The 25260-nt window shown below is 57.2% G+C and carries 22 protein-coding genes and 4 pseudogenes; 11 read left to right on the forward strand and 15 right to left on the reverse strand.

All coding sequences use genetic code 11. The features are described from left to right. Positions 1 to 5: 5 nt before the first annotated feature. Both astE and spy read left to right on the forward strand, forming a co-directional pair. On the forward strand, positions 6 to 971 hold the full coding sequence (astE, locus tag WLO32_RS08895; protein ID WP_435947990.1) for a succinylglutamate desuccinylase: 966 nt from the start codon (positions 6 to 8) through the stop codon (positions 969 to 971). Positions 972 to 1291: 320 nt separating this feature from the next. Continuing rightward, entirely contained in the window at positions 1292 to 1777 is a 486-nt protein-coding gene (gene spy, locus WLO32_RS08900; RefSeq protein WP_435947991.1) for an ATP-independent periplasmic protein-refolding chaperone Spy, read from the forward strand. A gap of 75 nt (positions 1778 to 1852) precedes the next feature. Here the strand turns inward: spy and hutG are convergent, their stop codons facing one another. Both hutG and hutI read right to left on the reverse strand, forming a co-directional pair. Next, complete coding sequence (gene hutG / locus WLO32_RS08905; protein WP_435947992.1) at positions 1853 to 2650, reverse strand: N-formylglutamate deformylase; 798 nt, start codon at positions 2648 to 2650, stop codon at positions 1853 to 1855. After that, entirely contained in the window at positions 2634 to 3863 is a 1230-nt protein-coding gene (hutI, locus tag WLO32_RS08910) for an imidazolonepropionase (protein WP_435947993.1), read from the reverse strand. Before hutI ends, hutG begins: the two co-directional genes overlap by 17 nt. Before the next feature lie 219 nt (positions 3864 to 4082). Here hutI and WLO32_RS08915 point away from each other — a divergent pair, with 219 nt between their 5' ends. Together WLO32_RS08915 and ves are read left to right on the forward strand one after the other, a co-directional pair. Continuing rightward, positions 4083 to 5444 carry a formimidoylglutamate deiminase gene (locus tag WLO32_RS08915; RefSeq protein ID WP_435947994.1) on the forward strand — a complete coding sequence of 454 codons (1362 nt, stop codon included), beginning with the start codon at positions 4083 to 4085 and terminating at the stop codon, positions 5442 to 5444. 2 nt (positions 5445 to 5446) lie between these two features. Beyond that, on the forward strand, positions 5447 to 5992 hold the full coding sequence (gene ves, locus WLO32_RS08920; RefSeq protein ID WP_121268097.1) for an environmental stress-induced protein Ves: 546 nt from the start codon (positions 5447 to 5449) through the stop codon (positions 5990 to 5992). Here ves and hutC read toward each other — a convergent pair whose 3' ends face one another. Continuing rightward, positions 5993 to 6745, reverse strand: coding sequence for a histidine utilization repressor (hutC, locus tag WLO32_RS08925; RefSeq protein ID WP_121268098.1), 753 nt, complete (start codon positions 6743 to 6745; stop codon positions 5993 to 5995). A gap of 153 nt (positions 6746 to 6898) precedes the next feature. Here hutC and hutH point away from each other — a divergent pair. Together hutH and hutU are read left to right on the forward strand one after the other, a co-directional pair. Further along, positions 6899 to 8444: pseudogene (hutH, locus tag WLO32_RS08930) on the forward strand (histidine ammonia-lyase). Positions 8445 to 8458: 14 nt separating this feature from the next. Then, positions 8459 to 10144 carry a urocanate hydratase gene (gene hutU / locus WLO32_RS08935; protein WP_435947995.1) on the forward strand — a complete coding sequence of 562 codons (1686 nt, stop codon included), beginning with the start codon at positions 8459 to 8461 and terminating at the stop codon, positions 10142 to 10144. A 4-nt stretch (positions 10145 to 10148) separates the two neighbouring features. On the opposite strand, the gene cho is transcribed toward hutU, so the two are convergent. The 3 genes and pseudogenes from cho to nadE all read right to left on the reverse strand — a co-directional run bounded on the left by cho (position 10149) and on the right by nadE (position 12870). Further along, positions 10149 to 11027, reverse strand: coding sequence for an excinuclease Cho (gene cho / locus WLO32_RS08940; RefSeq protein ID WP_435947996.1), 879 nt, complete (start codon positions 11025 to 11027; stop codon positions 10149 to 10151). A gap of 68 nt (positions 11028 to 11095) precedes the next feature. Next, positions 11096 to 11987: pseudogene (gene yddG / locus WLO32_RS08945) on the reverse strand (aromatic amino acid DMT transporter YddG). Between the two features lie 54 nt (positions 11988 to 12041). Then, a pseudogene (nadE, locus tag WLO32_RS08950) lies at positions 12042 to 12870 on the reverse strand (ammonia-dependent NAD(+) synthetase). Between the two features lie 270 nt (positions 12871 to 13140). Between nadE and osmE the strand changes: the two are divergent. Together osmE and cspE are read left to right on the forward strand one after the other, a co-directional pair. Then, complete coding sequence (gene osmE, locus WLO32_RS08955) at positions 13141 to 13482, forward strand: osmotically-inducible lipoprotein OsmE (RefSeq protein ID WP_435947997.1); 342 nt, start codon at positions 13141 to 13143, stop codon at positions 13480 to 13482. A 323-nt stretch (positions 13483 to 13805) separates the two neighbouring features. Beyond that, positions 13806 to 14019, forward strand: a pseudogene (gene cspE, locus WLO32_RS08960) (transcription antiterminator/RNA stability regulator CspE). Positions 14020 to 14214: 195 nt separating this feature from the next. Here cspE and katE read toward each other — a convergent pair. Beyond that, positions 14215 to 16473 carry a catalase HPII gene (gene katE, locus WLO32_RS08965; protein ID WP_435947998.1) on the reverse strand — a complete coding sequence of 753 codons (2259 nt, stop codon included), beginning with the start codon at positions 16471 to 16473 and terminating at the stop codon, positions 14215 to 14217. A gap of 163 nt (positions 16474 to 16636) precedes the next feature. On the opposite strand from katE, the gene cedA reads away from it, so the two are divergent. Beyond that, on the forward strand, positions 16637 to 16873 hold the full coding sequence (cedA, locus tag WLO32_RS08970) for a cell division activator CedA (RefSeq protein ID WP_121268107.1): 237 nt from the start codon (positions 16637 to 16639) through the stop codon (positions 16871 to 16873). 43 nt (positions 16874 to 16916) lie between these two features. Here cedA and WLO32_RS08975 read toward each other — a convergent pair whose 3' ends face one another. The 4 genes from WLO32_RS08975 to hxpB form a co-directional block, all read right to left on the reverse strand. Continuing rightward, positions 16917 to 18308, reverse strand: coding sequence for an L-cystine transporter (locus WLO32_RS08975; protein ID WP_435947999.1), 1392 nt, complete (start codon positions 18306 to 18308; stop codon positions 16917 to 16919). A gap of 132 nt (positions 18309 to 18440) precedes the next feature. Next, positions 18441 to 19031 (reverse strand): metal-dependent hydrolase, encoded by a 591-nt coding sequence (locus tag WLO32_RS08980; RefSeq protein ID WP_435948000.1) that lies wholly within the window; start codon positions 19029 to 19031, stop codon positions 18441 to 18443. Between the two features lie 115 nt (positions 19032 to 19146). Beyond that, positions 19147 to 19908, reverse strand: a complete 762-nt coding sequence (gene kduD / locus WLO32_RS08985; protein ID WP_435948001.1) for a 2-dehydro-3-deoxy-D-gluconate 5-dehydrogenase KduD — start codon at positions 19906 to 19908, stop codon at positions 19147 to 19149. 147 nt (positions 19909 to 20055) lie between these two features. Next, positions 20056 to 20724: a hexitol phosphatase HxpB gene (hxpB, locus tag WLO32_RS08990; RefSeq protein ID WP_435948002.1), complete on the reverse strand. Its 669-nt coding sequence runs from the start codon at positions 20722 to 20724 to the stop codon at positions 20056 to 20058. A 166-nt stretch (positions 20725 to 20890) separates the two neighbouring features. Between hxpB and WLO32_RS08995 the strand changes: the two genes are divergently transcribed. Next, positions 20891 to 21427 carry a YniB family protein gene (locus WLO32_RS08995; RefSeq protein ID WP_121268111.1) on the forward strand — a complete coding sequence of 179 codons (537 nt, stop codon included), beginning with the start codon at positions 20891 to 20893 and terminating at the stop codon, positions 21425 to 21427. Positions 21428 to 21473: 46 nt separating this feature from the next. Here WLO32_RS08995 and WLO32_RS09000 read toward each other — a convergent pair whose 3' ends face one another. From WLO32_RS09000 to pfkB, 3 genes are all read right to left on the reverse strand, one after another. Further along, entirely contained in the window at positions 21474 to 22334 is an 861-nt protein-coding gene (locus tag WLO32_RS09000) for a fructosamine kinase family protein (RefSeq protein WP_435948003.1), read from the reverse strand. Between the two features lie 102 nt (positions 22335 to 22436). Beyond that, positions 22437 to 22727, reverse strand: coding sequence for a type V toxin-antitoxin system endoribonuclease antitoxin GhoS (gene ghoS / locus WLO32_RS09005; RefSeq protein WP_435948004.1), 291 nt, complete (start codon positions 22725 to 22727; stop codon positions 22437 to 22439). A gap of 112 nt (positions 22728 to 22839) precedes the next feature. Continuing rightward, positions 22840 to 23769 (reverse strand): 6-phosphofructokinase II, encoded by a 930-nt coding sequence (gene pfkB, locus WLO32_RS09010; protein WP_435948005.1) that lies wholly within the window; start codon positions 23767 to 23769, stop codon positions 22840 to 22842. A gap of 287 nt (positions 23770 to 24056) precedes the next feature. Between pfkB and WLO32_RS09015 the strand changes: the two genes are divergently transcribed. Further along, positions 24057 to 24815, forward strand: a complete 759-nt coding sequence (locus tag WLO32_RS09015; protein ID WP_435948006.1) for a DUF481 domain-containing protein — start codon at positions 24057 to 24059, stop codon at positions 24813 to 24815. A 134-nt stretch (positions 24816 to 24949) separates the two neighbouring features. Here the strand turns inward: WLO32_RS09015 and WLO32_RS09020 are convergent, their stop codons facing one another. Further along, the gene (locus WLO32_RS09020) at positions 24950 to 25105 is read right to left on the reverse strand and encodes a hypothetical protein (RefSeq protein ID WP_435948007.1); all 156 of its coding nucleotides are present in this window, start codon (positions 25103 to 25105) and stop codon (positions 24950 to 24952) included. Positions 25106 to 25260: the final 155 nt, after the last annotated feature.

A 25260-nucleotide genomic window follows, 5' to 3' on the forward strand; every position in this document is an offset into this window, starting at 1 on the left:
GCACAATGTTTGATTTTCTGGCGCAGACCCTGCTGGGGAAAACGCCAAGGCAAACCGAAGGAAAAAACGACCATCTGCGCTGGCATCTGTGCGATGAAGGCATCTTAACGCTTACGCCGCACCAGCCGGTAGATAAGGCGCTGGTGCTGTCGGCGGGGATCCACGGCAATGAAACCGCGCCGGTAGAAATCCTCGCGCAGCTTATTGACGATCTGATCGCGGGCAAACTGGCGTTACAGTGGCGCCTGCTGGTTATCCTCGGTAATCCCGCCGCCCTGCGCAGCAATAAACGCTTTATGCACAGCGATATGAATCGCATGTTCGGCGGCCGCTGGCAGCAGTTCCCGGAAAGTATCGAAACCCAGCGCGCCTGCCGTCTTGAGCACGCGCTGGAGCTGTTCTGGTCGCAGGGGGATGAACATATTCTCTGGCATCTGGATCTGCATACCGCTATCCGCAGCTCGTATCATCCGCGCTTTGGCGTGCTGCCCGCGCGTCCTTTGCCCTATGACGAGGCGTTTCTTGCCTGGCTTGGCTGCGCGGGCCTGCAGGCGCTGGTGTTTCACAAAGAGCCCGGGGGCACCTTCAGCCATTTCAGCAGCGAGCACTTCACGGCGCTAAGCTGCACGCTGGAGCTGGGCAAAGCGCAGCCGTTCGGTGAGAACGATCTCAGCCAGTTTGAGGTGACGAAACAGGCGCTGCTCGCGCTGCTGATCGGTGGGGAAGTGCCCGTCGCCGAAAGCGAACCGCTACGTTATGAGGTGGCGCAGCAGATTACCCGCCTGTCCGAATCCTTCGTGCTGCACATGAGCGCGCAAACGCAGAACTTCACCGCGTTTCCGAAAGACACCCTGCTTGCGGAAGATGGCGACACGCGCTACGTCGTTAAAGAGAATAAAGAGTTTGTTTTATTCCCCAATCCCCACGTGGCGCCCGGGCTGCGGGCCGGATTAATGCTGCGCGAAATATAATTACCGTTAGCTTCCGTACGGGAGCTAATAAATTTTTTTCGTTTTTATATTTCTCCAGAATAATCTGAAGTTGCTGCTTTATCATGCGGCTAAATTACTATACACTCTCTCCATAATGTCTTCCAAATCAGTCTGTTGATATATTCTGTTGCAATTAACTCCGCCTTAATCCTTATTTTCTTCATAATTGCCGCAATAATGTTTTTTACACTTTCAATGCTTTACCAATACGACCGACTCCTTGACGATAGTCCCCGTAAACTCAATCTCGTCAACGCGACAGACCCTGTCGTAACAGAAATCAAGAAAGGAAAAACAATATGCGTAAATTAACAGCTCTCTTTGTTGCTTCAACTCTGGCTCTGGGCGCGGCGAACCTGGCACACGCGGCAGATACGACCACCACCGCGGCCAAAACCGATGCCTCAACGATGCATCACAAGGGCCCACGCGGCGGTCATCACGACATGATGTTTAAAAACCTTAACCTGACCGACGCCCAGAAGCAGCAGGTGCGCGAGATCATGAAAGAGCAGCGCGGCAAAATGGAACGTCCGTCGCTGGAAGAACGTCGCGCAGCGCACAGCATTATTGCCAGCGACAGCTTCGACAAAGCTAAGGCCCAGGCGCAGGTAGATAAAATGGCCGAGCAGAATAAAGCGCGCATGCTGGCGCATATGGAAACCCAGAACAAGATCTACAACATCCTGACTCCGGAACAGAAAAAGCAGTTCAATGCTAATTTTGAGAAGCGTCTGACAGAACGTCCGGCGCATGAAGGTAAAATGCCCGTAGATCAGGAATAACTGGTCAACCGACTTAAGACCGCCGCTCCTGTCCACAATAGCGTAATCGCCGTGGGCAGGACCGGCGGTTTTCTTTTATGCAATCTGCCGCGCGCTTGCCAGCATGGCGCGAATAAGCTGTTCAAGCAGCGGCTGCAGCCGCCCGGCCCGCTCTTCGCGCCAGCCGAACGGCGCTTCTTCATCCATATAGTTACACTGGGCCAGCTCCAGCTGCACGGCGTGAACGCCCTGAGCCGGGTTGCCGTAGGCCCGGGTAATGTGGCCGCCTTTAAAGCGTCCGTTGGCGACCCAGCTAAACGCCTTCTGGCTGGCCATGCACGCCACCAGATGCTCTTCAATCAGCTCATCGCAGCTTTGCCCGCCGTTGGTCCCCAGATTTAAATCAGGCAGTTTCCCGCTAAACAGACGCGGAATGCGGCTGGCGATGGAGTGGGCGTCAAACAGCAGCGCGTAGCCGTGCTCGGCTTTCAGGCGCTCCAGTTCCGTTTGTAACCGCTGGTGATACGGCTGCCAGACGTTCTCCAGCGCCCATTGACGCTGCTGCACGGAAGGCGTTTTCCCGGCCTGAAAGGCGGGGGCGCCGTCAAAAAGCGTATCCGGATAGAGACCCGTGGTGGCCGTCGCGTAGAGCGGCTTGTCGTCCGCAGGGCGGTTAAGGTCGATAACCATGCGGGAATAGTTGCCCACCACTACGCTGGCGCCAAGGGTATGGACAAAGTCATACAGTTTTGGGATATGCCAGTCCGTATCCGGAAGAGGGCGCGCGCTGTCGCTCAGCCCGGCCTCGACCTCGGGCGTCAGTTCCGTACCGGCGTGGGGGATGCTGACCAGCAGCGGCAGTTTCCCGGCATAAAATTCATAAGCTGCTTTCACGTTTGACCCCCTGATAGATAACGGTGCAAGGCAATTGTCCTCCTAACCAGTAGACAAGCTCCGCGGGACGCGCCACGGGCCAGTGCACGAAGTTGGCGATTTTGCCTGGCTCAAGGCTGCCGTGGCTGGCCTGGATGCCAAGCGCCCGCGCGGCGTGGATAGTCGCCCCGGCCAGCGCTTCTTCCGGCGTAAGGCCGAAAAGCGTGCAGGCCATGTTCAGCATCAGACGCAGCGATAAAGCAGGCGAGGTGCCGGGGTTGGCGTCGCTTGCGACCGCCATCGGCACGCCGTACCGGCGAAACGCCGCCACCGGCGGACGCTGCGTTTCCCGCAGCAGATAGAAGGCGCCCGGCAGCAGCACCGCCGCAGTGTTGCCGGCGGCCATCGCTCTGGCGTCTTCGTCCGTTGCGTATTCGAGATGATCGGCGGAAAGGGCGTTGAAGCCCGCCGCAAGGCTGCTGCCTGCAAGCGCGGAAAGCTGTTCGGCGTGAAGTTTGACCGGCAGCCCGAGATCGCGCGCAGCGGTAAAGACTTTGTCGATTTGCCGGGGGCTGAAGGCCAGATGTTCGCAAAAAGCATCTACGGCATCGGCGAGCTGCTCCTGCGCGACGCGCGGCAGCAGCTGTTCGCAGACCACGTCAATCCACGCATCGCCGTCGCCGTTAAATTCGGGCGGGATGGCGTGTGCCGCAAGGCAGGTGGCATAAACCTCCACCGGCTCGCGCTCGCCGAGCCTGCGGATAACCCGCAGCATCTTGATTTCGTTGTCGATATCCAGCCCGTAGCCGGATTTTATTTCGACCGTCGTCACGCCTTCAGCCAGCAGATGCTTAAGGCGCGCGCTTGCGCCGGCAAGCAGTTCATCCTCGCCTGCTTCTCTTGTCGCGCGCACGGTTGAGATTATCCCGCCGCCCTGGGCGGCTATTTGCGCGTAGCTGATGCCGTTGAGGCGTTTTTCAAACTCGGCGCTGCGGTCGCCGCCGAACACCAGGTGAGTATGGCAGTCGATAAAGCCGGGCATTACGATGCCGCCGTCAAAATGGTGGTGTTCGGCGGCGATAATGTCCGGCATGGCGTCTTTGGGCCCCAGCCAGATTATTTTCCCTTGCTGCACGGCGAGCGCGCCGTTTTCAACGGCGTGGTATTGCCCCTCTCGCATGGTGACAAAAGTGGCGCCGCTCCAGAGGCTGTCGCAGGAAACAGGAGAGGACATGAGGTTCTCCGCATCGGGTTGTATAGACAATGACAATCAACCTGGCACAGCATGCTAAATTCATCAACAGCCGTTTCTTATACAGGCAGCTTTGTTGCACTAATTTGTCGCCCGCCACACAAAATTTTCGTCCTCAAAGCCCGTGGGGATAAATTTCTTTTGCGTCGGCGCGGATTTGTCGCTAAATCATTGTCACCGTTAAAAGAAGGAACCGAAACTATGCCGGCATTTTTTGCACCGAGCGTGATGCTCCCGCAGGGCTGGGGGCACAATGTGCGTATTACCGTCAGCGAGCAGGGCACCATCTCGCGTATCGATGTCGGGGCAAGCGCGGAAGGGGCGACGCTGCTGCCGGGCGTGGTGATTCCTTCGATGGCAAATTTACATTCGCATGCTTTCCAGCGTGCGATGGCGGGCCTGACCGAGGTGGCGGGCAACCCGCAGGACAGCTTCTGGACGTGGCGCGATCTGATGTACAGCATGGTGCAGAAGCTTACGCCGGAGCAGGTTGGCGCCATCGCCACGCGTCTGTATATCGATATGCTCAAGGGCGGCTATACCCAGGTCGCAGAATTTCACTATTTACATCATGACGTTAACGGCAAACCCTATGCCGCCGGCGATATGATGCTACAGCAACTCGTCGTTGCTGCCGATAACAGTGGCATCGGGCAGACGCTGCTGCCGGTTCTCTACAGCTACGCCGGGTTCGGCGCCCGGCCGTCGCAGGCCGGGCAGAAACGTTTCATTCAGGATGTCGACCGCTATCTGCGCCAGCAGCAGGCGCTGGAGAAGGCGCTGCGCCACTATCCGCGCATTAACCAGGGGCTGTGCTTTCACTCCCTGCGCGCGGTCACCCAGGAGCAAATGGAAGACGTGCTTGAGGCCTGCGACTATCGCCTGCCGGTGCATATTCACATCGCCGAGCAGGAAAAAGAGGTTGATGACTGCCTGGCATGGAGCGGCCAGAGGCCCGTCAACTGGCTGTATAACAGATTTGCGGTGGATGAGCGCTGGTGCCTGATCCACGCAACGCATCTGGCAGCCGATGAGGTGACGCAGATTGTTGAAAGCCGTGCGGTGGCGGGCCTGTGTCCGACCACCGAGGCAAACCTTGGCGACGGCATTTTCCCGGCCGCAGATTTTATCGCCCAGGGCGGGCGCTGGGGCATTGGCTCGGACAGCCACGTTTCGGTCAATGCGTTAGAAGAGCTGCGCTGGCTTGAGTACAGCCAACGCCTCAGAGACCGCCGCCGCAACAGAATCGTTTTGCCCGAGCTGCCGCAGGTGGGAGAAGTGCTCTGGCGGCAGGCGGCGGTCGGCGGCGCGCAGGCCTGCGGCGTGCAGATGGGCGTCATCGCGCCGGGCTTCCGGGCCGACTGGCTGGTGCTGGAGCGGGACTCCTGGCTGGCGAATATCGCAGATTACGCGCTGATAAACCGCTGGCTGTTTGGCGGGCAGCAGGAACAGATAAGAGACGTGTGGGTCGCTGGAAGGCAGGTGATAACTGACAGGCAGCACCCGCTCGATGAGCAGAGCTTTACACACTTTGCGCAGGTGATGCGCAGCCTTCAGGAGTAGTGATGGAATTCTTCGATATACGGAAAGTGCCGGTCAGCTTGTGGCGCAACGGCGCCGGGGAAACCCGCGAGATTTGCTGCTTTCCGCCTGCAACCCGTGATTTTAACTGGCGCGCAAGTATCGCTTCGATCGCCAGCAGCGGCGAGTTTTCCGCCTTCCCGCAGATCGACAGGGTGATTACGCTGCTTGAGGGCGGCGACGTGATTCTTGATGCCGGGACAGCGTTTCGTCATACGCTCAGGCGCTATCAGCCGTTTTCATTTGCGGGCGAGCAGGTGGTGAAGGCCGAGCTGACGCACGGGATGTCGATGGACTTCAACGTGATGACGCGCCGCGACCGCTGCCAGGCGAAAGTACGCGTTGCCGACCGCACCTTTACCACGCTAGCGCCGCGCGGCGGCATCGTTTATGTGCTGAACGGCGAATGGCAGCTGGAAGATAAGCTGCTGTCGCCGGATCAGGGCGCATGGTGGCAAAACGGGCGCCACACGCTGCGCCTGCTGAAATCCGAAGGGCAGCTGCTGTTTAGCGAGATAACCTATCTGTAATCACTGCCCGGTAAAGCTGCCCACCAGCTGATAACGCGAGCCCGGATACAGCAGCCGGGCCACGGTTACCACCTGCGCATGGTGCCAGGTGCGCCGCTTAACCAACAAACACGGCTGCCGGGCCGTGACCTCCAGCAGCGCCTGCTGCGTCTCATCGGCCAGCACGGCTTCGACAATATGCTCCCCGGCCGTCAGCGGCGCCACCTGGCTTAGGTAGTGGTGCGGCGTGAACAGGCGAAAATCCTGGCGCAGGTAGTCTGCCGCAAGCGCCGGATTGACGTAGCGCGTCTCAAGCTGCACGGCCTCGTCGTTATCGTAATGCACCATCTGTGAGTAAAACAGCGGCTCGCCGGGCTGCACGGAAAACGCATGGGCGAGCTCTGCGCTGGCCGCAACCTGTTCTAAAGCCACCACGTAATTGCGGTAGTGGTGGCCGCGCGCGGCGATCTCCTCGGCGATGCTGCGCACCTCAAGCATCGCCGTATGGCCCTTCAGCTCGGCGACGAAAGTCCCCACGCCCTGCATCCGCACCAGCCAGCCTTCGCTGGTCAGTTCGCGTAGCGCGCGGTTGATCGTCATGCGGCTGACGTTAAGGGCGCTCACCAGTTCAGTTTCCGACGGCACGCGCTGATGCGGCAGCCAGGCCCCGCCGCGGATCTGGCCGATGATTGCCTGTTTCACCCGCTGATAAATAGGCGCGGGGAGATCGCTGATGGCGGAACGCAACTGTTCCAGAGGCTCTAATGCAGACATGTTTTGTCCTTAATCATTTGCGTGGTAAGCGCGATCCCGCTCACTGTTCGATAAAAATTACCTATGACCGACTGGCGGACGTTTTGGTTTATTAGTTAAGTTGTCTATACAACTCTATATGTTCCTATGAATTGCTGCCATCAGGATATAAACATGTCGATGCAAAAAAAGCGCTGTACCCTTAAGCCCGGCCACGTCTCGCTTGCCACGCTGCGCGATATTTATCATGGCAACGTCACGCTGGAGCTTGACTCGCAGGCTGCTGAAGCCGTTGAGCGCGCTCAGCAAACGGTAGAAGCCATCGTTAACCATGGGGATGTGGTTTACGGCATTAATACCGGTTTTGGCAAACTGGCGCAAACCACCATCGCGCGCGATCGTCTTGCCGAGCTGCAAAGAAACCTGGTGCTGTCGCACAGCGTGGGGCTGGGGGAACCGCTGCCCGATGACGTGGTGCGTCTGGTGATGGCAAGCAAGGTTATCAGCCTCGCCCGCGGCCATTCCGGCGTGCGGCCGCAGGTTATCGACAATCTGCTGCGCTTGTTTAACGCGGGCGTGATGCCGGTTATCCCGGAAAAAGGCTCCGTGGGCGCCTCAGGCGATCTCGCGCCGCTGGCGCATCTTTCGCTGATGCTGCTTGGCGAAGGCCCGCGTGCGCGTGAACGGTAAAGAAATGCCTGCGCCTCAGGGGCTGCAGCAGGCGGGCGTCGAGCCGCTGGTGCTCGGGCCGAAAGAGGGCCTGGCGCTGCTCAACGGCACCCAGGTTTCGACGGCGCTGGCGCTGCGCGGATTGTTCGAAGGCGAAAAAGTTTTTGCCGCGGGGCTGGTGGCCGGCGCGCTGTCGCTGGAGGCCATCAAAGGCTCGGTTAAGCCGTTCGACGCCCGCATTCACGAGGCCCGCGGGCAGAAAGGGCAAATCGACGTGGCCGCCGCGTTGCGCGCTTTGCTTGAAGGAAGCGAGATCGTCGATTCGCATCAGCACTGCGGACGGGTGCAGGATCCTTACTCCATCCGCTGCGTTCCGCAGGTGATGGGCGCCTGCCTCGATAACCTGCGCCACGCGGCGCGCGTACTGCAGATTGAAGCCAACGCCGCATCCGATAATCCCCTGGTGTTCAGCGACACGGGCGAGGTGATTTCCGGCGGCAACTTCCATGCCGAACCGGTGGCCTTTGCGGCGGATATTCTCGCGCTGGCTATCGCCGAAATCGGGGCGATTTCAGAGCGCCGCCTTGCTTTGCTGCTGGATACGGGCCTGTCCGGCCTGCCGCCTTTCCTCGTAAAAGAGGGCGGAATCAACTCGGGATTTATGATCGCCCAGGTGACGGCCGCGGCTCTCGCCTCAGAGAATAAATCCCTCGCCCATCCGGGCAGCGTCGACAGCCTGCCAACCTCCGCCAACCAGGAAGATCACGTTTCGATGGCCACCTATGCTGCGCGCCGTCTTGGCGCCATGTGCTTCAACACCGCCGCGGTGGTGGGCATTGAGGCCATGGCGGCGGCGCAGGGCATGGAGTTTGCGCGTCCGCTGCGCAGCTCCCCGCTGGTGGAAGAAATTTTCAGCGGCATTCGTCAGCGCGTGGCCTTCCTGGAAAAAGACCGTCTGCTGGCGCCGGATATCGAACGGATGCGCCAGTGGGGCGCAGGCGACGTCTGGCCTGCGGCCATCGTTGATCTTCTTCCTTCTACTTCGGCCTGAGACCGGGAGCCATAATGACTGAATCTGTAAAACAGGCGGTAGCCCGCACGGTACGCGCCCCGCACGGCGCGGAATTGCATTGTGAAAACTGGCTGATCGAAGCGGCGTATCGCATGATCCAGAACAACCTCGATCCGGACGTCGCCGAGCGGCCGCAGGATCTGGTGGTTTACGGCGGCATAGGCAAAGCCGCCCGTAACTGGGAGTGCTTCGAGCAAATCCTTGCCTCGCTACGTTCGCTTAAAGCTGATGAAACGCTGCTGGTGCAGTCCGGCAAACCGGTGGGGATTTTCCGCACGCACGCGGATGCTCCGCGGGTGTTAATCGCTAACTCAAACCTGGTGCCGCACTGGGCGAACTGGGATCACTTCCACAAGCTCGATCGGGCCGGGCTGATGATGTACGGCCAGATGACGGCCGGCTCGTGGATTTATATCGGCGCCCAGGGCATCGTGCAGGGCACCTTTGAAACCTTTGCGGAAGCGGGGCGCCAGCATTACAACGGCGATCTGAAAGGCAAATGGATACTGACCGCCGGGCTGGGCGGCATGGGCGGCGCGCAGCCGCTGGCCGGCGTGCTGGCCGGGGCGTCGGTGCTGGCGATCGAGTGTCAGGAGTCGCGCATTGATTTCCGTCTGCGCACCCGTTATCTGGACTACAAGGCCGCCACGCTCGACGAGGCGCTGGCCATGATTGCGGAGGCCAACGCGCAGAAAAAGGCCATCTCCGTAGGGCTGCTGGGGAACGCCGCGGAGATTTTACCGGAGCTGGTGAAGCGGGCGAAAGCGGGCGGCATCCGGCCTGATATCGTTACGGATCAGACCTCCGCGCACGATCCGCTGAATGGCTATCTGCCGGCCGGCTGGACGGTGGAGCGCTGGCAGCAGGAGCGCGCCGCGCAGCCGAAAGCGGTTGAGAAGGCGGCCCGCGCTTCCATGGCGACGCACGTTCGGGCGATGCTGGATTTCTGGCAGATGGGCGTGCCGACGGTAGACTACGGCAACAATATCCGGCAGGTCGCGTTTGACGAGGGCGTGGAAAACGCGTTCGATTTTCCGGGCTTTGTTCCGGCTTATATCCGCCCGCTGTTTTGTGAAGGCAAGGGGCCGTTCCGCTGGGTGGCGCTTTCCGGCGATCCGCAGGACATCGCCAGAACCGACGCGAAACTAAAAGAGCTCTTCCCGGACAATCACAACCTGCATCGCTGGCTGGATATGGCGCAGGAACGCATCGCCTTCCAGGGACTGCCCGCGCGCATCTGCTGGCTGGGGCTTGGCGAGCGTCACAAGGCCGGGCTGGCCTTCAACGAAATGGTGCGTAACGGCGAGCTGAAAGCGCCGGTGGTCATTGGGCGCGATCATCTGGACTGCGGCTCCGTCGCTTCGCCAAACCGCGAAACGGAGGCGATGCAGGATGGCTCAGACGCGGTTTCCGACTGGCCGTTGCTCAACGCCTTGTTGAACACCGCGGGCGGTGCGACCTGGGTAAGCCTGCACCACGGCGGCGGCGTGGGGATGGGCTTTTCACAGCATGCGGGAGTCGTGATCGTCGCCGACGGCACGCCGGAGGCCGACGTACGCCTGGCACGCGTGCTGTGGAACGATCCGGCAACCGGGGTAATGCGCCATGCGGACGCAGGCTATGAAAGCGCGACTGCCTGCGCCCGTGAGCATCAGCTACGGCTGCCGATGGTGAAGTAAGCTGCTATGAAGCGGTGGGGCGGGAAAGCTCCACCACTTCGTAATCTCCGCTTATTACCAGCTTGCACAAAATCTTATAGCCGTCGTTGTCGAAGCCTTTTGGCGGCGCGCCAAGCGTGTTCGCCTGCGCTAAACTCTCTACCGACCCCAGATAAAACCAGCTGTCGATGATGTGATACTGCGTAATGTCAGGGCCGGCCTCTTTTAGCCCGACCGGCCCCCGCCACGGCCAGCACATCACCCGGATGCGTTCCATCGCCGCCAGAAAACGCTCGTGATGCGCCTCGACGGTTTCTCTGCCGCAGCAGGCTCCCGCGCAGCGTTTTAGCCCGGCGCGGAAACAGGCCCGGCCGGCGCTCAGCGTTTCCAGCCCCAGCAGGCCATAGCAAAGCCGGTGCTCATCCGCCAGGGTTTGCAGCGTTTGCAGCGCGGCGCGGCGGTTCGCATACAGGCCGTATAACCCCGTTTGCTTTGAAAAATCGACGTCGCGGGCGTACACCACCTGGGGTTTGCCTCCCTCGAACTGCAGCGAGCAAAGCTGGCGGTTGCGGCGCAGGCGCTTGTTAAACAGCGGCTGCTGCTCTTTGATCATCTGCGCTTCCAGCAGAAGCGCGCCCAGCTCGCCCGCCGTGCGGATAAAGGTGATGCGGCGGGACTGGCGCAATAGGGCCGCTTCGTCTGGCGTGCGGAAATGGGACATTACGCGGCTGCGGATATTGACGCTCTTGCCGATATAAAGCGGCATAACGTCGCTTTCGCCATGAAAAACATACACCCCTGACGCTTTGGGGAGATCCTCAAGCCAGGGGCGGAGATGTTCGGGATATTCGTAAACTGCTGCTGCTTCAAACTGCATGCGCGGTGCGCTGACACGCCTTACCACTTCTTAGCTCCTGAGTACTGGTTGCCTGTACAGTCTATCAGGGAAGCGATGCGCAAAAAAGCCGCAATTTATCCGTGGCGGCGGGTGGCGAGCCAGCAGATCAGCGAGCCGGCCACCACCATCGCCACGCCCAGCCAGAAGGACCAGCCGGGGCGCAGGCCCCAGCCAGAGGCTGGCGATAAAGGCGGAAAGCACCGGCGTAAAGTAGGAGGCGGTGGCTAACAGCGTCATGTTTCCGCGCTGGATGCCAAGGTTCCATGCCGAATAAGCAATGGCCGTAGACACGCCCATAAACAGCAGCTGCAGCGAGGCGGAGAGGGTAAAGTGCAACGGCGCCTCGCTGACGAAAGCATATTTCCCCCACAGCACCAGCGCGGTGGCGCAAAAGAACAGCGAGACGCCGTTTTTCCCCTGGCTCCAGCGGCGGGTAAGGTTGCAGTAGAGCGCCCAGATTAAGGCGGCGGCAAACGCCAGGCCGTAGGCCGGAGGGTTATCGAGAACGTTGTGCCACATCTGCGCGGGCGACCAGTCGCCGTCCCCCTTCATCACCTGAATAATGCCGGCCAGAGAAAGCGCAAGCCCAGGCCACAGCCAGAGGCTCGCGCGCTGCCGGTTGATAAACAAAGCCAGAACGATAGTCAGGCTGGGCCAAAGATAGTTAATCATCCCCAGCTCCAGAGACTGGCTGCGGCCGTGCGCCAGCCCGATAGCTAAGGCGAGGAAGATTTCGTAGGTGACAAACAGCGCGCCGCCCGTCCACAGATAACAGGGCGGCATTTCGCGAATTCTGGGAAGGCCGCGTACCAGGCACAGGCACAGCGCGCTAAGGGTATAAATAAGAGCCGCCCCGCCAACGGGACCGAAGTGTTCGCTGATGCTGCGCAGCAGGCCGACGGAGGTGCTCCACAGAAGGATAGCCAGCAGGCCGAAAAGGGTCGCGCGTTGGGCAGAACTGTCCATGTGTCTCTCAAAAGCGGGGCGGATAAGCCTGCGCTATCCGCCCAAAAAGAACGCCTACTTTTTCCAGAAATCGTCAAACACGGTAATCGGCGGACGACGCTTGTGTTCCGTTTTGGTGTACCAGCCTTCGATGATGGCGCTGATGGCGCCGTCAAGCTGCTTGCCTTCCAGGTAATCGTCGATGTTTTCGTAGGTGACGCCAAGTGCCGCTTCATCCGGCAGGGAAGGGCGGTCGTCTTCTAAATCCGCCGTCGGCGCCTTCTGGTAGAGGTGTTCCGGGCAGCCCAGGGTTTTCAGCAGTTGCTTGCCCTGGCGCTTGTTGAGGCGGAAAAGAGGATTGATGTCGGTGCCGCCGTCGCCATATTTGGTGAAGAAGCCCGTTACGGCTTCTGCCGCATGGTCGGTGCCAACCACCACGCCTTTGGTCATGCCGGCGATGCTGTACTGGGCCTTCATGCGTTCGCGGGCTTTTTCGTTGCCGCGGACGAAATCGCTTAGCTCAATACCTGCATCGCGCAGCGCTTCTTCGCTGGCCAGCACGGCGGCTTTGATATTCACCGTTAATACCCGATCGGGCTGAATAAAAGCGATGGCGTCCTGGCAATCCTGTTCGTCGAACTGCACGCCGAACGGCAGGCGTACGGCGATAAACTGATAGCTCTCGTCGCCGCTTTCCGCGCGCAGTTCGCTGATGGCCCATCTGGCTGAGCTTGCCTGCGAGCGTGGAATCCTGGCCGCCGCTGATGCCGAGCACCAGCGTTTTAATGAACGGATAGGTTTTCAGATACGCCTTCAGGAAGTCGACGCTGACGCGGATTTCCTGCTGCGGATCTACCTGTGGTTTTACGCCTAACGCCTGAATAATCTCTTGTTGCAGAGCCATTTAACCCCTCCGGTTACGGTATACCTGCAACGCGCAGGCAGCAAAAAAACAGACAGGTTAAAACTAACCCTTTGCGGCTAAAACGACAAGGCTCATCGCCCCTGTACGGCTGCTGACCGCTGGGATTTAGCACAATTAACGGAGGGCGGGGCTACTATAGCCAATTGTCCTAATTTCCATTCATTTCCGCTAACAAGTTGAAAAATGTTCTTTTATATTCCAGGCTTATCTTACACGCGCAAGCAATAAGCGATAAAACGAGGATATAATATGAACAAGACATTCGCAGGAATTTTAAGTGCAGCGGCCGTAATGACTATGCTGGCAGGTTGTACCGCTTACGATCGTACTAAAGATCAGGTGGCCACGCCGGTTGTCAAAGACGTGAAGAAAGGCATGAGCCGTGAGCAGGTGCGTCAGGTAGCGGGCAAACCTTCGTCGGAAGTGACGATGATCCACGCTCGTGGTACCTGTCAGACCTACATCCTGGGCCAGCGTGACGGCAAAACCGAAACCTATTTCGTCGCGCTTGATGATACCGGTCACGTAATGAATTCCGGCTATCAGAGCTGTGCGGAATACGATACCGATCCGCAGGCCGCTAATAAATAATTTAATTTTAAAAAACCGCCTGTCCGCAGGCGGTTTTTTTATGCCCGTTTACGCTTCGCTATTAAGGCTGCGAAAGTAAAGAAATGTCTTTATTGCGCATAACGCTAAATCAGGCTTGCTTAAAAAATAGCATCGTGCGTTAATAGCGTTCTCGGTTTGTCCATCAGACCTTATGTAAAGCATTTTAGTAAAGCAGTTCTCAGTTCAAGCGCTATCCTCAGATACCTCTTCTCCGTGAGTCTTCTCCTAAAGCCCATAAGTTATTCTGAAACTCAGACCATGGTGCTACAACGTAGCGATAAAATTTTCTTGAGGAAGTATCTATGTCTACCCAACTGACTGGTTTAGTAAAATGGTTTAACGCTGATAAAGGCTTCGGCTTTATCACGCCTGATGACGGCAGCAAAGACGTGTTCGTACACTTCTCCGCTATCCAGAGCGACAGCTTCAAAACCCTCGAAGAAGGCCAGAAGGTGAAGTTCACCGTTGAAAACGGCGCGAAAGGCCCCTGCTGCTGCAAACGTGGTTGCGCTGTAATAACCGCTAAATAATGCGTTGCTGTGTTGCGTTACGATAGCGAAGATGGGTTAGCCCGGAGCAGTTAACGTACACAAAAAGAAAAGCCTGAATACGATTATTTCGTACTCGGGCTTTTTTTATTTCGGCATTAAAAAAATAAAAAATTAAAGTAGAGAAAAAAGGCCATAACCGCACAGGCTATGGCCCGTTTTTTTAGGCCGGAATATGGGCAACTTTATTACTGCGGTTCCAGATCCGGTGCGCAGCAAGTAATTTCAGGAATTCGCCCATAAAATTACCGGATGCGTCATCGGCTTCCACCACGCCTTCTTCACCCTGATCGTCAATGCCTAATTTCGCCTTAAACTTACGGGCGTCGCCGACAAGGCCGATAACCTTAAGATGCTTGTAGGCTTCCAGCAGATAATAAGCCGCGTCGCCGCTATCCAGAATTGAACTTAAGTCGCCGCCGGGGACTATTACCGCATCCACGGTTACGGAAGGAGAACCTTCAAACGTGGCTGAGATTGGCACGACCGAGCCGTCGTCCGCGGTGATCTGGCCCATTCTTGAGAACAGCAGCTTGGCGTGCACGCCCTGCGCTTTTAACCCCTTCACAATGTCCAGCACGTCCGCCGCTTTGCTGTTTTCACTTAACAGAACGGCCACGACTCGCCCTTTAACGGTGCCGGTCGGCACGGCATACAGGCTCAGGCTGGCATCTTTTTTCAGCCCGTTAACGTCTTTTGGCGGGGCGACATGCATTTGTTCATCGGAAAGCTCGATGCCAAGATTTTCCGCAACCTGCTGGGCCAGCGAAATATCTATATGGGTGAGATGGTCCACCACGCGTTCACGGATGTAAGGGCGCGCCACTTTGGAAAGCTCAAAGCTGAAGGCGCCGACGATATGCTGCTGCTCCACCGGCGTCTGGCTCTGCCAGAACAGCCGTGGATGGGAATAATATTCGCCGAACGACGGGCTGCGTTCGCGTATTTTATGCCCTTCAACACGTCCCTGATAGCTTTCGAAGCCGCCCCGTTTCGGACCCGGAGGCGTTTCGCGCGGCCAGTTGTCGTTGATCGAGTTCGGCTCATAGTTAGCCGGGTTGCTGTCGATATCCATGCGATGCATGCCGTCGCGCTGGAAGTTATGGTAAGGGCAAACCGGACGGTTAATCGGGATTTCGTGGAAGTTCGGCCCGCCCAGACGGCTGATCTGCGTATCGGTATAGGAGAACAGGCGACCCTGCAGCAGCGGATCGTTACTGAAATCCAGCCCCGGAACGATATGCCCCGGGTGGAACGCTGCCTGCTCGTTCTCGGCGAAGAAGTTATCCGGGTTACGGTTAAGGGTCATTTTGCCCACCAGCTGCACCGGAACCAGCTCTTCAGGGATCAGTTTCGTCGGGTCGAGCAGGTCGAAATCGTATTTGAACTCGTCTTCCTCAGGAATAAGCTGCAGGCCCAGCTCATATTCCGGGAAGTCGCCGGCTTCGATGGATTCCCACAGGTCGCGGCGGTGGAAGTCCGGGTCACGGCCCGTCAGCTTTTGCGACTCATCCCACAACAGTGACGCTTTGCCCGCGACCGGCTTCCAGTGGAAGCGTACAAAGGTGGCTTTGCCTTCGGCGTTGATCAAGCGGAAGGTGTGGATGCCAAAGCCTTCCATGGTGCGGTAGCTGCGCGGCAGCCCGCGGTCAGACATCGCCCACATCACGTTATGCAGGGTTTCCGGCTGGAGCGAGACATAGTCCCAGAAGGTGTCGTGCGCGCTGCCGCCCTGCGGGATAGCCCAGTGTGGCTCAGGCTTAACGGCGTGCACGAAGTCCGGAAATTTATGCGCGTCCTGAATGAAGAAGATCGGCGTATTGTTGCCGACTAAATCGAAAATACCTTCTTCGGTGTAAAACTTGGTGGCGAATCCACGGATATCGCGCACCGTATCAGCGGAGCCTGCGCCGCCCTGAACCGTTGAGAAACGCACAAACACAGGCGTGATTTTATCCGGGTCGGAGAGGAAATCCGCTTTGGTGATATCGGACAGGTTCTTATAGGGCTGGAAGAAGCCGTGGGCCGCGGAGCCGCGGGCATGAACAATACGCTCGGGGATACGCTCATGGTCGAAGTGGGTGATTTTCTCCCGCAGGATAAAATCTTCCAGAAGCGTAGGCCCACGCGTACCGGCGCGCAGGGAGTTTTGATCGTCGGCGATGCGCACGCCCTGATTGGTGGTCAGCGGGAAGTTTTCGCCGTCTTTACGGTGCTTATCGAGAGTTTTTAGCTTTTCGTTCGAGGTATCCGGGCTTTTGAAACTGCCCGCGGCTGTAGGCTGCGCGCCCGGCGCCGTGCGCTCCTGAGAGGGGCGGTGAGAGCCATCTTCCGGCGCAAGCGAATCCATGCCCGGTTTGGATTCACTGGCGTCATGAACAGGTGCGCTGTGACTAAGCGGTTTTTTATCTTGCTTCGACATTGAACTCGTCTCCTTTTCTGGCAGCTGTTTTACCAGGTTGTAATTAGAGTAAACCCCTCTAACTATAGAACAACGTGTTAACTCTGCCTGCGGAGGCGACGAGCGGCGGACGATCCGTTATCATAGTGATGTTATTCACTAACTTGCTTCGAACGTCTTGCCTATGAAACCACTGCGCCAACCCAATACACGCCCCGTCATAACCTATCAACCCCGCGTTGAACCTGCGCCGCCGTCGCACGCCTGGCGGGTGGAAGGATTCAAGGACGTATGGCTGCTGAAGAATAAGTATGTGGCTTTTGTGCTGGTAGGAGATGCGTTCCGTCAGTCGCCGGCTTTTACGCTGCCGGAGGCCGCTCAGCGGTGGGCGACGCAGGTTCGCCAGGAAAACGAAATATAAAAAAAGGCCGCAGAATCTGCGGCCTTTCTCTTTTTAGTCATCTTTAGCGATGGGCGAGCTCAATCTCTTCTTCGCTGTTCAGCATCTCTTTATCGGTCTGCTTCATTAACTGGCTGGTGATGGTACCGGCGGTCATGGAGCCGCTGACGTTCAGCGCGGTACGGCCCATATCAATTAACGGCTCGACGGAAATCAGCAGCGCCACCAGGGTAACCGGCAGGCCCATCGCCGGCAGCACAATCAGCGCGGCAAAGGTCGCGCCGCCGCCCACGCCGGCAACGCCTGCGGAACTGACCGTCACGATGCCTACGAGCGTTGCAATCCACAGCGGGTCAAGCGGGTTAATGCCGACCGTCGGCGCAACCATCACCGCCAGCATGGCCGGGTAAAGACCCGCGCAGCCGTTCTGGCCAATGGTGGCGCCGAAAGAGGCGGAGAAGCTTGCGATAGATTCCGGTACGCCAAGACGGCGGGTTTGCGCCTCCACGTTCAGCGGGATGCTTGCCGCGCTGGAACGACTGGTGAACGCGAAGGTCAGCACCGGCCATACCTTGCGGAAGTATTTCTGCGGGCTTACGCCGTTAACGGCAAGCAACAGCGCGTGAACGCCGAACATAATCGCCAGCCCCAGGTAGGAGGCTACCACGAAGCTGCCAAGCTTGATGATGTCCTGCAGGTTGGAACTCGCCACCACTTTGGTCATCAGCGCCAGCACGCCGTAAGGCGTCAGCTGCATAACCAGACGGACCAGCTTCATCACCCAGCTTTGCAGGGTATCGATAGCCACCAGCACGCGCTCGCCTTTCGGCGCATCGTCCTTAAGCAGCTTCAGCGCGGCGACGCCCAGGAAGGCTGCGAAGATAACCACGCTGATAATTGAAGTTGGGTTCGCGCCGGTCAGGTCGGCAAACGGGTTTTTCGGCACGAAGGACAGGATAAGCTGCGGCACGGACAGATCCGCCACTTTGCCTGCGTAGTTGGTTTCGATGGCGCTCAGGCGCGCGGTTTCCGCGGTACCCTGCACCAGGCCTTCAGCGGTTAAGCCGAACAGGTTGGTGACCAGCACGCCGACCAGCGCCGCAATCAGCGTGGTGAACAGCAGGGTGCCGATGGTCAGGAAACTGATTTTGCCCAGCGAAGAGGCGTTGTGCAGTTTCGCCACGGCGCTAAGGATAGACACGAACACCAGCGGCATAACGATCATCTGCAGCAGCTGTACGTAGCCGTTACCGACGACGTTAAACCACTGGATCGAATCTTTAAGCACCTGGCTTTCGGCGCCGTAGACGGCGTGCAGGGCGACGCCGAACACCACGCCGACCACCAGGCCGAGCAGTACTTTCTTCGCCAGACTCCACTGTTTATGGCGGGTTTGCGCCAGCAACAGCAGCAGAACAACGAACACGATAACGTTCGCTATAAGTGGAAAATTCATCCCCGTATCTCCTGATTTTTTGTAAGCGGATGGGCTTACGCCCACCTTTATGCCGCAAAGCGTATCAGATGAGACGACGATCACTTATATTCAAACGGAATTGATTATTACGAAATGCACTATTTCGTCTATTTATTGTTCCAGATGGTGATTTAATAATCCGTTAAAGGTGGTTTGCAGAGAATTTATCATCTGCGACGACCAGCGAACCGCACCGTTTTCGGGCAGGCCCTGCGGCATCCACACCGCTAAACCGAACAGCGCCATGCACAGGAACCTTTCCAGCTGGTTACCTTTTTGCGGCCTGACGATGGGGAAGCGGAAGCGCCAGCGGCAGGGCCACAGCAGCGGCACGCCCGCGGGCGTTAGCATATCGGCAAGAATATGGCTCAGGTAGCCGAGCACCATGCCCTGCAATGCATCCGCGGGAATGACCCAGCTTTCCGGCACCTTCAGATAGAAAAGGGCGAGGCCGGCAAACACGGCGAACAGGCTATGGGTAAAGCCGCGGTGGCCGCAGGCGCGGGCGATGGGTTTGGATATCCAGGGCAGGCGCTGGCCGAGAAAGGATTTGGGATGGTCGATGTCCGGCAGCAGGCAGGTCAAAATAGCAGACGGCACGATGTGCCACCAGTCGCCCTGCGCCAGCACGGGCGTGAGGTCGGCGTTTTTAGCGAATACCGCGCAGGCTACAGAAAAAAGCAGATGACCTTCCGCCGTCATGATACTACCTGGATGAGAACTGTCGATTCATCCAGTATAGGGTTTTTGTACAGTAGACGGAAGAGGTGACGCTGTAACATTTTATCACCGCCGGAAAAAACCGGTGGCAGTGCTTTTAGCGCGCAAGCCACCCGCCGTCAACGGCAATCGTGTGGCCGTTAATATAATCGGCTGCGCCTGAAGCAAGGAACACCGCCGCCCCCTGCAGATCCTCAGGTTTTCCCCAGCGGCCCGCGGGAATGCGGTCGAGAATTTCCTTGCTGCGCGCTTCGTCGTCACGCAGCTCCCGGGTGTTATTGGTCACCATATATCCGGGGGCGATAGCGTTAACGTTAATGTTGTACTGCGCCCATTCGTTAGCAAGCAGCCGCGTTACGCCCAGCACCGCGCTTTTCGATGCGGTATAGGACGGGACGCGGATACCCCCCTGGAACGAAAGCATCGAGGCAATGTTAATAATCTTGCCGCCGCCGCCTTGTTTTATGAACTGCTTTGCCACGGCCTGCGACAGGAAGAACAGGGATTTGATATTCAGGTTCATGACGTCGTCCCAGTCCTTTTCGCTGAACTGCAGGGCGTCTTCACGGCGAATCGTCCCGGCGTTATTCACCAGGATGTCGATTTTCCCCATGCGCGCCACGGCTTCTGCGACGAGGCCGGGAATAATATCCGCCTGGCTCAGGTCCGCCTGAATGGCGGTGAAACGGCGCCCGAGCGTCAGGACCTTTTCCGCGGTGTCGTGCGGAATTTTGCGATTCACGCCGATAATGTCGCACCCGGCTTCGGCAAGGCCGAGGGTCATTCCCTGGCCAAGCCCGGTGTCGCATCCGGTGACCAGGGCAACTTTGCCCTGCAAATTAAAAGCGTTGAGAATCATAGCTACCCCGTGGACGTTAAGCGCGCGCGGCGCGTGTTCCTTTAAGATAGGTAGCCCTAAGCAGAATTACAAATATTTCTGAAATGGCGTTTCAATATTTGGACGAGGCGGAGGTTTTGGCACGGGCGGAACGCTCCGCCCGTCGGATCAGCCAAGCAGATCGCTTGCCGTAAGGGCAAGCAGCGATTCAAGCTGCACATTGGCCAGGCACCAGCGCGGATCGCCACGGTTTTCTTCCGCCGGCACCACGATGGAGCGCATGCGAGCGGCCCTGGTGGCGATCATCCCGTTGACCGAATCTTCAAGCGTTACGCACGTCAAAGGATCGACGCCGAGCTTCGCGGCGGCATCAAGGTAAACCTGCGGGTGAGGCTTGCTGTAGGGCAGATGTTCCGCCGAGGCGAGGGCGTCAAAGTGCTCGCGCAAATCAAACATTTCCAGCACGCGTTCAAGCATGGGTAAAGGCGAGGCGGATGCCAGGCCAACTTTAAGCCCCTGAGCTTTACACAGCGCAATAGCTTCACGCACGCCCGGCAATAGCGGGCGGCGTTCTTCCACAAGGCTGATGGCGCGCGTAATAATGCGTTGGGTCACTTCCGCAACGGTCGGGCCGTTCCATGGCTGCTGGGCAAACCACAGATCGACGACCAGATCGATGCGCAGCCCGAGCGTATCGGGCAGCTCGTTGCGGCGCGTGATATCAACGCCGATGCCGGCCATCACCTCCAGCTCCGCCTCGTCCCACAACGGCTCGGAATCAATCAGTAAGCCATCCATATCAAAAATCGCAGCTAAAACCTGGCGCGTGTCGGCCATATCCGGACTCCTGTCAGCGTTTATTTTAAAAAGTCGCTCTTATCAATAGCGGGAAAAGCCGCCGGTTGCCACCGCTTTATGAATTTCGCCCGCAAAGCTCAGGCGAAATGGCGTGAGACAAGGTAGACTTTGTGCAGGTAAATTACGTCTAAACCAAGGGGAAAGAATGACGTATCAACAAGCTGGACGCATTGCTGTACTAAAACGCGTGGCCGGTTGGGTGATTTTCATCCCGGCCGTGATTTCAACGTTAATTTCACTGCTGAAATTCATGTATGAACACAGTGAAAAACAGCCGGGCATCAATGCCGTCATGCTGGATTTCTCACATGTGATGATTGAGATGATGCGTTTTAATACGCCATTCCTTAATTTCTTCTGGTACAACTCGCCGCAGCCGGACTTTCACCAGCAGCCGAACGTGCTGTTCTGGATTATCTACGCGCTGATTTTCGTCGCGCTTGCGCTGCAGGCTTCGGGCGCGCGCATGAGCCGCCAGGCGAAATTCCTGCGCGAAGGGGTGGAGGATCAGCTGATTCTGGAGCAGGCGAAAGGGGCGGAAGGGCTCACCCGAGCGCAGCTTGATGCCAGAATCGTGGTGCCTCGCCATACTATTTTGCTGCAGATATTCCCTTTGTACGTTCTGCCGGTGATTGTGATTATTGCGGGCTACTTCTTTTTCTCGCTGCTCGGCTTTATTTAACAGAAAGCCACTCCTGTTCAGGAGTGGCTCAATTTAAACCGCGAACTCAGGCGGCCAGCACGCGCTCCAGCGCTTTTTGCGCGTTGACCAGATGCTGTCCGCCGAACAAAATGGCGCGGTTTAACAGCGTATAGAGCTGATAGATTGGCTGGCGCTGCAGAAAACCGGCGGGAAGAGGGGAAACAGACTGGTAGCCATCGTAAATTTGCGGAGGCTGGTCGCTGTGCAGAGGCAGCATTGCCAGATCGCATTCTCTGTCGCCCCAGTAGCAGGCGGGATCGTAAATAAAGGGTCCGTCAGGCCCCAGCGCGCAGTTACCCGACCATAAATCGCCGTGCAGCAACGACGCCTGCGGCTGGTGCGAGGCAAGGGATTGATGAACAAAATCGACAATCATGTCTATATCGCCCAGCTGAATCCCTTTCTCCGCCGCCATTTCCAGCTGCCAGCCGATACGCTGTTCGGCAAAGAACGTCGACCAGCGGCGCTGCCAGGCGTTTGGCTGAGGGGTGGTGGAAAGGTCGTTGTCGAAATCGAGCCCGAACTGGGGCTGATCGCTCCACTGGTGCAAACGCGCCAGCTGCTGGCCCAGCAGGAAAGCGTTGTGCGCATCAAGCGGTTTAGCCGGCAGAAACTCAAGCAGCAGGAAGCTGTAATCCCGATCGCTGCCTACCGCCCAGACTTGGGGGACCCGTACGGTTTTGCTGCGGGAAAGCAGCTCAAGCTGGTCGGCCTCGGCGGTAAAGATGGGCAGCATCTCCCGACTGTCGCTTTTGACGAAAATCTCGTGACCTGCATAACGCAGCCGCCACGCCGCGTGGATCTCCCCGCCGGGAAGCTCGGTGCGTTGTTCAATTTCAGCCTCTCCCAGCTGCTCACTTAACAGACGACTGATGGCTTGCCACATGATATTTCCCCCCAGTTGCTCTGGTAGATCATTAGCTTGCACTTATAACCGGGTAAAAAACAGGAACCAACGCACATCCCGGCCAGGAATTGAAATGATTTGTCACCGCGGTGACTTTTCCCACTGCTCCCAGGTCGTGACGGCGACTTCCGGCTCGGCGCCAAGGGCAACCTGCCCAAGCCCTTTTGCCAGCTCGGCCACTTCCTGTTCGTCCAGCGCGCTTATCAGGCCAAAAGTATTGGTGCCCAGCTCGTGAACTTTCCCTTCGTCATCGCTCATCGTGAGCAAAAAACCGCCGCGAGTCAGGGAGTTATTAAGTTCATTGATATCGGTCAGGCCCGCCTCTTTATATTTAACGGTGATGACATAGCGCACAATGTCTCCGTTACTCATGGTTCACCTCATTGTTATCCCAAAGGTTTTAGCATAGTTCATCTGCCTGAAATGGCGACTTTTAGCCCGGCGGGATAAGAAAGCGAAAGGGCCCTCGCGAGGAGGGCGGAGTTTAGCTGCGCAGGTAATCGTAAATTTTATGCGTATTCTCCCGCGAGCACAGGCGGGTGCCCTGATTCAGCGTCGCGGCGCTGCCGGCGGCAACGCCAAATCGCACCATATCCAATAAAGGCGCATCTTCGGCGAGTTTTAAGGTCATCGCCCCGACCATGCTGTCGCCGGCGCCTACGGTGCTCTGGCTTTTTACCGGCGGAGGGACCACCTGCACGCAACCGCTGGCATCCACGCCCAAAGCGCCCTGCGGGCCGAGAGAGACGACGACGCGGCGCGCTTTTCCGCTCTCTACTATCTCCTGTGCGGCCTGACGCACGTCGTCAGGCTGGGTGAGATCGCGATTAACCAGCGCGCTGAGCTCTTTCTGGTTAGGTTTGATGAGCTCGATATTGCCGATATTAAGGGTGGCTTTTAACGCCTCGCCGGAGGTGTCAATAATGCAGCGGATGCCGGCCTTTTGCGCCGCTTTTACCAGCGAACAAAGCTTTGAGACGTCAATGCCCGGCGGCAGGCTGCCGCTGATAACCAAAATAGAGCCCGGCTCGATGGCCAGCACTTTTTCTTCAAGGCGGCGGAATTCATCATCGCTGAGCGTGGCGCCAGGCATCACAAAGCGGTACTGCTCGCCGGTAGATTCGGTATGTACATGCAGGTTTTGACGCGTCCAGTCATGGGTTTCAACGGTATCTATCGCAACTTTTTCATCAAGCAGCAGGGCGCAGAGATGTTCGCCCGTGGCGCCGCCCGCGGGAAAAATAGCGATAGCCTTTCCGCCAAGGTGCGAAATAGCGCGTGCGACGTTAATGCCGCCGCCGCCGGGTTCGAATACCGGCGCCGTGCAGCGTAATTTACCTTCCGGATAAATCTGTGGCGTCAGGGTGGCGCTGTCGAGAGAGGGAGCGAGCGTGAGCGTATAGATACTGGCCATGAATCCTCCTTTTTAATGAATAGTTAGAGCTTAGCACCATTCAGACAGAAGGATTTTTTAATAACCCCATGATTTTTCAATTGATTGCTAAAAAGCAAGCGCTGGCTATATATATGAAAATAAAGATGTTTTGAGAGGCTTCTTATTCAAAAAATGAAATAAGAATCCATTGCTATGTTATTCTGGCTTTTTTATAATTTGTAACCTTTCCTGGGAGATAAAGATTTGATCCTCAGGGAAGATTCCGGAACCTTGGTGGTTTCTTTTTTTGTCGTACGGATTAATAAATGAAGCTTGTTAAGACAGTACCGGCTGCAATTTTGCTGACCGGAAGTGCGCTATTGAGTCACTTTGCAGTTGCAGATACTACGGTTTTCACTGTCATGGATGACCCAAGCACCGCGAAAAAACCTTTTGAAGGCAATCTCAACGCGGGCTATCTCGCCCAGTCCGGCAATACCAAAAGTTCTACGCTGACCGCTAATACCAATATGACCTGGTATAGCACCTCCACCGCGTGGTCCATTTGGGGTAACGCCAACAATACCTCTTCTAACGACGAGCGCTCTTCAGAGACTTACTCTGCCGGCGGCCGTAGTCGTTATAACATGACGGACAGCGACTACCTGTTTGGGCAGGCAAGCTGGTTAACCGACCGCTTTAACGGTTATCAGGCGCGCGACATACTGACCGCAGGTTACGGTCGTCAGTTCTTAAGCGGCCCGGTGCACAGCTTCCGTCTTGAATTCGGTCCGGGCGTTCGTTACGACGAGTATACCGATGGCGGTCATGAAACCCAGGCTCTGGGCTATGCCTCCGGCATCTATAACTGGCAGCTGACGGATAACGCGAAGTTTATCCAGGGCGTTTCCGTGCTGGGTAGCGAAGATACAACGGTGAACTCGGAAACCGGTCTTGAAGTCGCCATCAACGCGCACTTCGGGCTGAAGGTGGCTTATAACGTGACCTGGAACTCCAACCCACCGGATTCCGCTCCTGAGCATACTGACAGAAAAACCGCGATTACCCTCGGTTATAAAATGTAATTTTCGAGCCGGGCCTGGTCCCGGCTTAATTTTAATGCGGCAACAGCGGTTATTTTTATCGGCTCTTTCATCTTATTTAAAATAAGATTAACCCTCTTTTATAATGGCTGCGGTAAAAGCCGCTTTGTATGCCGTTATGAGAAATGCATGGCAAGTAAAATAATCAAAATAGTCACCGCGGCAACGGCGACCAGCACCAACGGGTGCTTGCTCAGCCAGGCATTCCAGCGCGCTTCCTGACCGCCGACAGCCTGCTTATGGCGTTCATAAGACTCATCAAAAAGATCCATTAAATTTCCCTGCTGGTGGTAAACATAAAACGGGTAAGGCAAGCGAAAATATCACCGTTATGCCCCTCTGTCACATAAGACTGTTTATTGGCCTGCAGGCCTGAAAGAAACGTTTGTCTCCTTTATCCCTCCATCAATGACGTGTACTATTGCCG

The sequence above is a fragment of the Dryocola mayonis genome, from assembly GCF_051307045.1.
GTDB lineage: Bacteria > Pseudomonadota > Gammaproteobacteria > Enterobacterales > Enterobacteriaceae > Dryocola.